Below are 12,400 nucleotides of genomic sequence, written 5' to 3' on the forward strand. Positions count from 1 at the left end.
AAAAAACTAATCTTGGAAAATCCAAGATTAGTTTTTCTTATAATACACCGAATTTATTAAATGGAAAATATCTCAAAAAAGCTCTACCAACTATCGCCTTTTTCTTTATCGGACCGAATATTCTGCTATCGTTTGATTCTCTAGGGAGTCTGTTATCCCCCAATACAAAATACTCATCTTCTCCTAGTTCCCATTTTGTTTTACTTCCTGAAACAAGAGTCGTTTGACTACTTGTATAATTTTCATTCAATTGTTCATTATTAACATATACTTTATTGTTTTTTAATTCAACAGTATCTCCCGGTAATGCTACAATTCTTTTGATGTAATCACGACCAGATTTATCCGGTGCGTGAAGTTCTATAATATTACCTCGTTTTAATTTGTTCTTAAAAATCCCCATTCTGTTGACGAAAATTCGATCTCCATTCTCAATTGTAGGATTCATGCTATTTCCTTCAACATGAGTTGTACTAATTACAAAATTTCTAAGCAATAACGCCAACACAATGGCAATTCCTATTACAAATAACCACTCAAAAAAAGATTTTGCTTTTTCTGTCATATCTAAGATTCCCTTTCTAATATTTACTAATTTGATTATAATACTAATCAGTAAATGTGTAAAGGTTGCTAATTTATTATCGTAATATAAAATTATTTGTAAAAATTATGAATTAAAAACTTCTCTGTCTAATTCTCCCTCGCTTGCCGCAACTATAACTGCAGAAGAACCTGCTGCTGTAACATTTGTAGCAGTTCTACCCATATCTGCAAGCATAGAAATAGGGCTCATCAATACAACCATTTCAACAGGAAGACCCATTGCTGCGAATACTGCTGTAGTGGTAATTGTTGCAGTTCCCGGAACTCCAACTGTACCCAATGATACTGCTAACGCTACTAATATTAGCATTACATATTGTCCAAATGAATAGTGAATTCCCATAACATTAATTGTCAAAATCGCAGATAACACAGGCCAAAATCCTGCACAACCAGGCATACCAACAGTTGAACCGGTTGATGCAACAAATGTTGCTATCTTTTCAGAAACGCCTAATTTATCTTTTAAATTTTCAGTATTTGCTGGAATACATCCAACGGAAGATTGTGTAGAGAATGCAATCAGTTGAACTGGCCAGAATTTCTTGAAGAATTTGATAGGATTTACTTTTGCAAAAATCGCTAAAAGTGCACCAGTTATGATATATGAGTGAAAAATTGATGCAACATAAGTCAATATCAACACAACAATCAAAGGCATCATACTAGCCATATCAGTTCTGCTAACTGCGTTCGCCATCAAAGCTAATACAGCATATGGAGTAAAGTCTATAATCATTCCTGTAAATCTAAAAATAACTGCTGCAGCTGAGTCGATAAAACTTAAAAATGGTTTCGCTTTTTCTCCCTCTCCTCTTTCTTCTAATTGCAATATAGCTAATCCCAAAAGAACAGAAAATACAATTATAGGAACTACTTTTGCTTCTGCTGCATTTCCCAAAACATTATCTGGGAAGAAATTTACAAAAGTTTCTGCAAAAGTTGGAACTTCCTTAGCCTTCGCATCTGCTGCCAAAGTTAATGAACTTCCTTGTCCAATTTTAAATGCAACCCCTAAAATCAAACCTATAAGTGACCCTAAAACATTGTGTAAACTTAAAATTCCAATTGTTTTTGTTCCTATTTTCTTCATTTTTTCTATACTTTCCAAAGAAACTACAGTACTAACAATTGATGTAAACAGTAATGGAATTACAATTGCAAATAATAAATTAGCATATATAGATCCAAATACTTTTACATATTCTGTGTTTCCTTTGAAAATAAATCCTACTATAATACCTAGAATTGCAGCTACAATTGTTCTTGTACCGAAATTCATTTTCTTCTTAGCCATGAACATCAATAAAGCAAACAATACTAAAGTAACTGCTAATGCTACAAATTTCATCTAAACACCCCTTTTTTATTTTATAGTTATATATTATAGTTTATTGAGCACAATTTTCAAATTCAATTTTAACTTTTGTAAATTTTATTTAATTCACTATGGACATTATTCAGCAATTTTGATTTTTTACTAATTTTTTTCGAAACAATTTTTATATCGGAAAATACATTTCCCTAATATTACTAGTGAAAATCGTTTGATATTTTGTGAAAATATTATTAAATTTTTATTATCGAATTGTATATATAAATTGTTTAATTTTTGTAATATTTTCTCACAAAAAATCAGAGGCTATTAACCTCTGACCTAAATTCTATTCATACATTTTTAATAAAACATCTTCAGCTTTTATTGGAAGAGTATCAAAAGTGCAACCAAGTGCATTCAATATCGCTCCATTAATCGCTGGTGCAGGTGTGTTTGAAACTATTTCTCCAATTGATTTTGCTCCGAATGGACCTGTCGGCTCATAACTTTCACAAAAATCAACATGGATATTTCCGATGTCTTTTCTTGAAGGCAAATTATACGAAATAAATGAATGTTCTTTTAATCTTCCTTCATCATCCCACAACGAGTCTTCGTACAATGCATATCCTATCGATTGACCAATTCCGCCTTCGACTTGAACTGTAGCCAATTTAGTATTCATAACAGTTCCGCAATCGACAACTGCTGCATAATCTTCTACTTTGATTTCTCCTGTTAATTTGTCGATACTTATTTTTGCAAATCCAGCCATATATGGTGGTGGTGACGTTTTTGAATCGAAATTTCCTACTCCGATTAATTGCATACCATTTGGACCAGTTGACAAATCTCTCGCCAAATCTTTAATTGCAATTAATTTCTTATTTTGCAAATAAACTGCTTGATCTCTGATTTCTAACCATTCAACAGAAGTTTCAAATCTCATTGCAACACGTTTTTTGATTTTGTTTAACAAATTTTCGCAGGCACGAACAACTGCTCCACCAGTTATATACACACCACTTGATGCGTAACTTCCTGGATCAAATGGAGTTATATCAGTGTCCGCAATTATTGGAATAATATTGTCCATTCCGCATTGCAACACTTCATTTGCCAAATTCACCATGATTGAATCAGTTCCTTGTCCAACATCTGTAGGACTCATCAACAATGTATAATCACCTTGTTCATTTAATCTAACTTCAACTGTTGAAGTATCAACGTTTTGAATTCCACTTCCTTGTTGTGCAATAGCCATTCCAACTGAAATTATTTTGTCTTTTTCTTCTTTGAATGGATAATATTTATCCCATTCAATCATTTCTCTTGCCTTTTCAATGCATTCATTTAATTTGCAACTTTTGACATCTATTCCGTAAGCCAGAGTTTTTTCTCCTTCACGAACAGTGTTTTTAAGTCTTAGTTCAACTGGATCCATATTTAATTCTTTGGCTAATTTGTTTACCATGGATTCCAATGCAAATGTTCCTTGAACTGCACCGTAACCACGAAAAGCTCCACCAGGAAGTTTATTCGTGTATACAACTTGTCCGAAAAATCTCGCAGCTCTCATTCTACTGTATAGTGGAAGTGTTTTGTTACCAACTAAATTCAAAGTGGTAAACGCGTGATATCCGTAAGCTCCTTGATCGGATAACGCATAAATGTCACACGCTTCAATCGTCCCATCTTTTTTGGCACCTATTTTAACTTTCACTTTCATTTGATGACGTGAGTTTGAAGCTTCAAAAGTTTCTTCTCTGTCAAATACAAGAATCGATGGTTTTCCTGTTTTTAAAGTTACAAATCCTGGATAAATTTCTGTGACACTTGTTTGTTTTCCACCGAATCCCCCGCCTACTCTTGGTTTTATAATTCTTATTCTTGAATCACTTATTCCCAAAGCAACGGATAATTGTCTTTTGATGTGAAATGGAACTTGTGTAGATGTAATGCAACACAATCTATCGAATTGATCCATGTAACAATAAGATCTGTATGTTTCCATCATGCAATGCGCTTGTGCCTTTGTTGTAAAAGTATCCTCCAATACGACATCACATTCACTCATTACCTTGTCGACATCTTCTCCCCAAGATTCTTTCTTTTCACCAACCAAATTCCTTTTCGTATCGTAACCAAAAACTTTCGTTGGTCCATTAAAGAATACATCTTCTTCATGTACAACAATTTCGTTGTCGATAGCTTTTGTGTAATCAAGTAATGGTTCTTTAACATCGTATTTGATTTTAATTTTCTTGATAGCCTGATTACACACTTTTTCGTTAATTCCGACTACAATTGCCACAGGCTCTCTCATATATCTAATTTTTTTTGACAAAATCGACATATCATAAGGGCTAGGTTCTGGATAAGATTGTCCTGCCAAAGTGAATTTATTGTCGAAAACATCTTCATAAGTGTACACTGCCACAATTCCATCCATCGCTTCTGCTCTTGATTTGTCTATTTCTAATATTTCGCATCTTGCATACGGACTTCTCATAAGCTTAATTATCAGCGCATTAGGATCTTTCAAATCCTCTGTATAGACAGGTTTTCCAGTAACTAATGAGCTTGAATCTATTTTTTTGAAATCTTTATTTATCTTCATCATCAATCTCCAAATATTTCTTAATAGCTCTCATTTGAGAAGCATAACCTGTACATCTACATAAATTACCCATCAAATAATCTTCGATTTCTTCATCTGTAGGATTTTTGATAGTTTTCTTCAAACTCAAAACATTCATAATGAACCCCGGTGAACAAAAACCGCATTGTTCCCCACCTTCTTCAGTCAAAAGTTCTCCAAATTTTCTTTGGCTTTCAGATATTTCTTCCAAAGTTGTAATCTTTTTGCCTTCACATCTTAACGCCAAAACAGAACAAGAAAGTACTGGAACATCATCCATCCACACAGTACAAAGACCACAATTTGATGTTGTACAACCACACTTCACCGATTTATAACCCAAATCGCGAAGCACATTGTACAAAGTAGTATCGCAATCAACACTAGCTAAATGGTTTTTATTATTAACATTTAATTCTATAATCATTGCAATTCACCTAACGCTTTTTCCAATAATCCAACAAATAAAAGTTTCCTGTATTTTTTCTTCGCTTTATTATTTGACCCTATATATTCATCGATTAATTCCAATGTTTTTTCCCTGTCAAATCCTGTAGCATTAATTTCATCAGAAACATCTCTCATAACCATTGCTTTTTGAGGTCTCGCGCCAAATACTACCTTGTACTTCTCATCTATTTTAGAAACTGCTACAATAGCAATTGGAAAATCCTTGCAACAAATTCTTTGAACAATTTGAGTGCAGTGGACATCTTTATTAGGAATCATAACTTCAACTAATAAGTCCTTCTTTATATCAGAATTCAAAAATTCTTCAACACTCATTACACTATTATTGTACAATCTAACCTTTGCATCAAGTAATAATAAAATAGGCAAAAAATCAGAAAATGCATATCGTGAAAACACGCTTGCTCCAACTTGGGCAGTGTTTCTTAGTTGAGTTGACACAATTCTTTTCAAAGATTTAGGAATAATTCCATCGCAAAATTTTTTTAAGAAATCATTGTATTCCAAATCTCTGTATGTAGTAGTTGCTCCGATTTTTATTTCATCGTCTTCAACATTTATGTAATTTAAATCCAATTTTGACAAATCAATCCCTACATTGTAAGAACGACAGCCTGCTTTAAGAAAATGACATCCACCCAAAATTTTATTCATTTTTGATTTCATCAATAACTCATAAGCTTCATCCAATGTTTCTGGACTTTTGAAATCTCTTAATGTAAACATAACCACTCCTTAATTTTAATCAGTCTTTATTATATCACAAAAATAGTCGGCTATCTTTTGACAACCGACTAGCACATGTTATTCCAATCCTTTTAAAAATTTTTCTGCTAATTTGTGATAAGTGAAGTTTTCTTCAATGGCTTTTCTACCATTTTTGCCCATTTGATTTAATGTTTCTTCATCTAAATCCACAAACTTTTCTATTCCTTTTTTCAATTCTTCCAAGTTTTCAGACTCAACATTTATCCCACAATTATAATCTACAATATAATTATTAGGAGCATTAATTGCATAGATAATTGGCTTTGCACCCATCATGGAGTCAAATAATTTGTTCATACATACTCCATATCTGAACATATCATTATCCATCGCAGCAACATAAGTGGCATCAATGTAATTGAACAAATCTGGAATTGATGTCTTAGGTATGGAATCCAAGAAATAAATACTATCTTCGTATTTGGAGTATTTTTCCATCAATTCTTTCTTGTAAATTCCACCACCTATGAACACTGCTGCCACGTTCTCATTGTCAATAGCAGCTTTTGCCAAATTATCTAAACAATATGATTTGGTGTGACTTCCAAAAAAGCATATAACTTTCTTGCCTTCACTGTGGATTTTGTCGAAAATTTTGACATAATCTTCTGGAATTTTATCGTATTTTTCCCATTCAGATTCCACTATACCATTAGAAACGTGGAAAAATTTTTCAGCCTTCATTCCATGCTTAATCAAATAGTCCTTTGCTGCTGGAAGCAATGAGCACACATAATCCGAGTTCTTGCAAAAAGAATTCTCTCCTATTTGCATCATCACTACAAATGGATGATATTTGGGCATATTACCAACTTCTATCAATGTTATTGGCCACATATCGTGAATTTCGTGTACCAATTTTATATCCTTCTTGATTTTTTTCATCTTTTGACCAGCAAATGTATCCAATGGATAAGTTGAAGAAGTTATTACAACATCAGGATTTTCATTTTCGACAATTTCCTTAGCATTTTTTTTGAGTGTAGACACGAATCTGAACATACTCATAGCTCTTTTTACGCCATTTCCATCGTATTCTCCAGTTTTTATCCACATGTATTTTATGCCGTCGATAATTTTTGTTTGAAAATCTTCTGTAACTTCAGGATTTTTTCTTCTCAAATGCGAATAATCTCCCGCGATTATTGTCACATTATGACCCATTTTTACCCATTCATTAGCCAAATAATATGTTCTAAACTCCATCCCCATTTCTGGAGAACCAGCATAATGGTTAATATATAAAATATTCATTAATTTTCCTCTGATTGATTAAAGTAATTTTTGATACATTCGATAATTTTTCTGCTAGAATGACCATCGCCAAAAGGATAATCGTAGTTTTCGAAATCAACCTTTTCATTTAATAATTTCAAAATCTCATCCTTATTCGGTTTGGATAATTGATTTCTCTTTTCAGTCATAGTTTCTGGCCACACAATATGATCAAAAATAGTCACACATTGTTTTCTAGCAAAGTAAGCTTCTCTTTGTAATCCACCGGAATCAGTCACAATTTTTTTTGCGTGATTAACCAAGTACACACTCATCATGTATCCCACTGGCTTGCAGAAAATTATATTTGTATAGTTGTGTTTTTTAGAAAGCTCTTGTACCATTTTTTGGTTTCTAGGATGCACCGGATATATACATTTTTCGTCCAATTCTTCCATAGCAGCAAGTATTTCTGACAAAGGCTTTATAGATGCAGTATTTTCTGCTCTATGACAAGTTAAGTAGTAAAAACTTTCTGGAAGATCTACTTCTTCTCCATCCAAATCAATCATTTTTTCAGGAATTTCATCGCCAACTTGATTAGAATATTCCAAGAAAGCATCGTACATTGGATCTCCAACTAAAGTAGCTCGATCTTCCAATCCTTCTTTTTTCAAAAAATCAAGCGCAGATTCAGTACAACAGCATAAAACTTTAGAAGAATGATCAGTCATAATTCTGTTCACTTCTTCTGGATTATCAAGTGTACCCAATCTATTACCAGCCTCAACATGGCAAATCGGAATATGAAGCTTGACAGCTGACAATGCTCCTGCCAATGTGGAATTCGTATCTCCATATAATAAAACCATGTCTGGTTGTTCTTTAATCAATATTTTTTCGATTTCAATTAACATTTTACCAGTCATTTCGCCGTGGGTTCCCCCAGAAATTCCAAGATTATAATCTGGATAAGGAATATTCATTTCTTCAAAGAAAACTTCGGACATATTATAGTCAAAATGTTGACCAGTATGTATCATTACTTCATAATAATTTTTCCTTAACTCTTTTGATACCATGGCCGCTTTTATAAATTGTGGCCTAGCACCAACTACCGTAACAATTTTCAATTTTTTCTCCTATTTTTATTTTTATATTTATTAGTCTAAAATATTTAAATTTAAACATTTAATCTACTTCTAACAATTAATTATATCATATGTAATTTGTCAATTTCAATTGAGAAAATCTAAGATAAATCAACAATAAAAAAAGCCTCATTTAAAATTTTAAATGAAGCTATTTCTAGTTAGATTATAAAAATATTTTTAAATATTTTTAGCTTGTTCTTTTCTAGCAATTGATGGCAATATTAGTCCCAATCCCAACAAGACAACTGGAGTCAAAATGTTAAGCATCAATTTGAAATTCCATTGACTTGTGAATGGTTCTCCTTCTTTTGGAATCATACCTAATATACATGCAAATGCTGTGAATACAAAACACCAACCAGCGATAAATTTACCGAATGATTTTGATTTTGTAAATCTATATTCTACACCTTGTTTTTCATTTAGATAGTGTTTCAAAGCAAAATATGCTGCAAATACCCACATATAACGCATTGGCATTACTATAGAGTTCAAATCCAACAACCAGTTGTACAATTCATTAGAGTTTCCAATTCCCAAAGCTGGAATAATTATCAAAATACTAACCAAAATGGTAGTTAATTTGTATCCACCAACAGGAACTTTCTTGTCGTTGATTTTTCTCAAGAAGTTTGGAACGTATTTTGCATCTGCTTCACTCAATAAAAGTTTAAGCGGTGCATCGATACTCATAACCAAAGCTGCAGCTTGTCCAGCAAAATTTGTCAACGCGTAAATAATAACAAGTGATGAACCTATTCCATAATATTGTCCCAATTTTTCAAATGCGTAGTAAGCACCATTCATTTTTAAGTCGTTTGCAACATTTGTTGTATCGAACATCATCCCCATTGCAACTGAACCTAAAATCGCAGATACAGTTACCATCAAAGCCATAATTAACATAGCTTTTGGGAAGTTTTTTCCTGCATCTTGTGTATCATTTACATAAGGTGAAATCTTTTCACAACCACCTACGGCAAACACTAACATGGAAATTGTCGTCAAATAATGCAAATTAAAATTAGGCAGATAAGTCTTTATGCTTGTCATATTTGGAGATGCAACTTCTACTCCTCTTAATGCAGGAGCTGCCAACATTAATAAAATAAATAAAATACCCATCACAAAACTTGCAGTACCGGCAATTGAACCTAAAACTTTTATAGATTTAATACCATTTGCAGCTAAAAGCACAAATAATAAAAATATTATTAGTACTAATGCTTGTAGTACAATTGGATTTAATGATTTTACCATTTTAGGATTTCTAAAAATTGCCCATGAACCTGCAACCATTAAGTTTTGTGGTTTTTGTGCTAAATATGGGATATGTACTACCCAATAAGTCCAGCCGGACAAATAAGCTAGTAATGGTCCCATTGTTTGTTTTATCCAATAGCTAAGTCCTGATTGTCCTTCTTTGAAAGTTGAACCAAGTTCTCCAACCATCAATGAATAAGGAATAAAATACAAAGCCATTATGAATATCCAACTTGTAATAACTGCCAAACCTTGGTTGGCGTAGTTATTAACAACATTTCCAAAACCCCATACAACTGTGAATCCCATCCAAATTAGATTGGTCACTGTAAGAGATTTTTTCTTTTGATCGTCAATTAAAACATCGTTTTTCATATTTCCCTCCTAATTAGATTATAGCAAAATTTATTTTCATTTAAAACATTTTTCAATAAAAAAATAGCTTCCAGATTTACTAGAAGCTACTTGATATTTTATTTTGAATAATTTTCTATTATTTTCAAAACCAAATCCGATGCTTTTTTCATTTGGTCGATAGATAATAATTCGTGCTTTCCGTGGAATGCATATCCGCCAGTGAAAATGTTCGGACATGGAAGTCCTTTGTATGATAATTGTGCTCCATCAGTACCACCTCTGATTGGTTGAACCAATGGTTTAACTCCTACATCTTCCATTGATTTATAAGCCAAATCCACAATTTCCATTACAGGTTCTATTTTTTCTTTCATGTTGTAATAGCTATCTTTCATGTCAAGTTCAATAGCGTTGTTGTATTTCACATTCAAAAATTCAACTAATTTTTCCAAATAAGATTTCTTTTCTTCGAATTTTTTCTTGTCGTGATCTCTGATTATGAATTTCATAACTGTGTTTTCAACAGTTCCTTCAAATGATGTCAACAAATAAAAACCTTCGTAATGTTCAGTGTGTTCTGGTCTTTGAGCAACTGGAAGTTCATTAAATAATTCCATACCGATTAATTGTGAATTAATCATAGTATTTTTTGCACTACCAGGATGAACATTTTTGCCGTGAATAGTTATTGTCGCACCTGCTGCATTGAAGTTTTCGTATTCCAATTCTCCAATTGGGCCACCATCCAAAGTATATGCAAAATCAGCGCCGAATTTTTCTACATCGAACAAATCAGCTCCTCTGCCTATTTCTTCATCAGGAGTAAATCCAATTTTAATCGTTGGATGTTTAATATCTTTGTTTTCGCATAATTTATTCACAGCATCCATTATAATTGCAATACCAGATTTATCGTCAGCACCCAAAAGTGTAGTTCCATCTGTATGAATTAAAGTTTGTCCTTCCAAATCTTTTAAAAATGGAAAATCTTCCACAGTAGTAGTTACAGAATCGGATAATTTGATGTCTCCACCTTTGTATTCCAAAATTTGTGGTTTAACATTTTCACCTGACATATCCGGAGCAGTATCCATATGAGAAATGAAACCGATAGATTTAGATTCTCTATCCAAGTTTGATTCTAACGATGCATACACATATCCATTTTCGTCCATGTGAGCATTGTCAATTCCCATTTCTTTTAATTGCTTAACCAAAAGATTACCCAAATCTTTTTGTCTAGCTGTTGATGGACAAGTTTCGCTTGATTCATCACTTGTAGTATAAATCTTCGCGTATTCAATAAATCTATCAACTATATCTATCATAAATTTCTCCTATTTAATAACTTTCTTTTCTTCCCAAGATTTTTTAACTGCGTTTGCAACATTTCTTGCAACATCTTTGTTAAATGCTTCTGGCAAAATTCTTTCTTCTACTGGTTGTTCAACCATGTGAGCTATTGCATAAGCTGCTGATAATTTCATATCGTCAGTAATCTTGTCTGCTTTTGCATCCAATGCTCCTCTGAATATTCCAGGGAATACCAATACATTGTTAACTTGGTTAGGATAATCACTTCTACCTGTTCCAACTACTCTTGCTCCTGCTTCTTTTGCTTCGTCAGGATAGATTTCTGGAACTGGGTTCGCCATTGCTAAAACAATAGAATCGTGGTTCATTGAAGATACCATTTCTTTTGTTAAAATTCCAGGAGCGGAAACCCCGATAAAAATATCTGCATTTTCCATAGCAGTTGTCAAATCTCCTTTAACTTTATTAGGATTAGTTGTTCTAGCGATTTCTCTTCTAGCTTCGTCAAGTTTTTCATCATCTGGATCGATAATTCCACGGCTGTTTAAGATTAAATTATTCTTAGCACCTGCTAATGTTAACAAGTTAGAAATTGCAATACCAGCTGCCCCTGCACCACTGATTACGATTTTGACATCAGAAATATCTTTCTTAACGATTCTCAACGCATTGATAACTGCAGATAATACTATAACAGCAGTACCGTGTTGGTCGTCGTGGAATACTGGAATATCTAATTCTTCGATTAATCTTTTTTCGATTTCAAAACATCTTGGAGCTGCAATATCTTCAAGATTAATTCCACCAAATGAAGGAGAAATTGCTTTCACAGTTCTAATAATTTCTTCAGTGTCTTGTGTGTTCAAGCAAATTGGGAATGCATCAACATTACCAAATTCTTTAAATAAAACTGATTTACCTTCCATAACAGGCATACCAGCAATTCCACCAATGTTTCCCAAACCTAAAACTGCAGAACCATCAGTTACAACAGCTACCATATTTCCTTTATTTGTATATTTATATGCAAGTTCATTGTCTTCGTGAATTTTCTTACAAGGCTCAGCAACACCAGGAGTGTAAGCCAACGCCAAATCCATAGCGTCATTAACTTTTACTTTAGATACTACTTCTAATTTCCCTTGATTTTTTTCGTGAAGTTCAAGAGCTTTTTGTTTGATTTCTTCGATATTCATTTTTCACCTCATAAATTTTCATATAACTTTCAACAAAATTGTTGAATTACATTATTACAATATAATTTTAACACTAAAGCCCAACTATTCCAAACAA

At 32.9% G+C, this 12,400-nt stretch carries 10 protein-coding genes; all 10 read right to left on the minus strand.

The features are described from left to right. Window positions 1–37 precede the first annotated feature (37 nt). The 10 genes from lepB to ABDJ34_RS09420 all read right to left on the minus strand — a co-directional run bounded on the left by lepB (window position 38) and on the right by ABDJ34_RS09420 (window position 12,303). Window positions 38–565, minus strand: a complete 528-nt coding sequence (lepB, locus tag ABDJ34_RS09375) for a signal peptidase I (protein ID WP_094206946.1) — start codon at window positions 563–565, stop codon at window positions 38–40. A 105-nt stretch (window positions 566–670) separates the two neighbouring features. Further along, window positions 671–1,957: a dicarboxylate/amino acid:cation symporter gene (locus tag ABDJ34_RS09380; protein ID WP_412702168.1), complete on the minus strand. Its 1,287-nt coding sequence runs from the start codon at window positions 1,955–1,957 to the stop codon at window positions 671–673. A gap of 313 nt (window positions 1,958–2,270) precedes the next feature. Then, on the minus strand, window positions 2,271–4,544 hold the full coding sequence (locus ABDJ34_RS09385) for a xanthine dehydrogenase family protein molybdopterin-binding subunit (RefSeq protein ID WP_412702169.1): 2,274 nt from the start codon (window positions 4,542–4,544) through the stop codon (window positions 2,271–2,273). Further along, entirely contained in the window at window positions 4,531–4,992 is a 462-nt protein-coding gene (locus ABDJ34_RS09390) for a (2Fe-2S)-binding protein (RefSeq protein ID WP_412702170.1), read from the minus strand. The genes ABDJ34_RS09385 and ABDJ34_RS09390 overlap by 14 nt, the downstream gene beginning before the upstream one ends. After that, a complete protein-coding gene (locus ABDJ34_RS09395) occupies window positions 4,989–5,762 on the minus strand; it encodes an FAD binding domain-containing protein (RefSeq protein WP_412702171.1) in 774 nt (257 codons plus the stop codon). Before ABDJ34_RS09395 ends, ABDJ34_RS09390 begins: the two co-directional genes overlap by 4 nt. Window positions 5,763–5,840: 78 nt before the next feature. Continuing rightward, complete coding sequence (locus ABDJ34_RS09400) at window positions 5,841–7,058, minus strand: glycosyltransferase family 4 protein (protein ID WP_412702172.1); 1,218 nt, start codon at window positions 7,056–7,058, stop codon at window positions 5,841–5,843. After that, the gene (gene wecB / locus ABDJ34_RS09405; protein WP_412702173.1) at window positions 7,058–8,152 is read right to left on the minus strand and encodes a non-hydrolyzing UDP-N-acetylglucosamine 2-epimerase; all 1,095 of its coding nucleotides are present in this window, start codon (window positions 8,150–8,152) and stop codon (window positions 7,058–7,060) included. Before wecB ends, ABDJ34_RS09400 begins: the two co-directional genes overlap by 1 nt. A 198-nt stretch (window positions 8,153–8,350) precedes the next feature. After that, window positions 8,351–9,811 carry an APC family permease gene (locus ABDJ34_RS09410; protein WP_412702174.1) on the minus strand — a complete coding sequence of 487 codons (1,461 nt, stop codon included), beginning with the start codon at window positions 9,809–9,811 and terminating at the stop codon, window positions 8,351–8,353. Window positions 9,812–9,909: 98 nt separating this feature from the next. Further along, window positions 9,910–11,121: a peptidase T gene (gene pepT / locus ABDJ34_RS09415; RefSeq protein WP_412702175.1), complete on the minus strand. Its 1,212-nt coding sequence runs from the start codon at window positions 11,119–11,121 to the stop codon at window positions 9,910–9,912. A 9-nt stretch (window positions 11,122–11,130) separates the two neighbouring features. Next, window positions 11,131–12,303, minus strand: coding sequence for an NAD(P)-dependent malic enzyme (locus ABDJ34_RS09420; RefSeq protein WP_412702176.1), 1,173 nt, complete (start codon window positions 12,301–12,303; stop codon window positions 11,131–11,133). Window positions 12,304–12,400 lie beyond the last annotated feature (97 nt).

Source organism: Finegoldia dalianensis (genome assembly GCF_046255015.1).
GTDB classification, from domain to species: domain Bacteria; phylum Bacillota; class Clostridia; order Tissierellales; family Peptoniphilaceae; genus Finegoldia; species Finegoldia magna.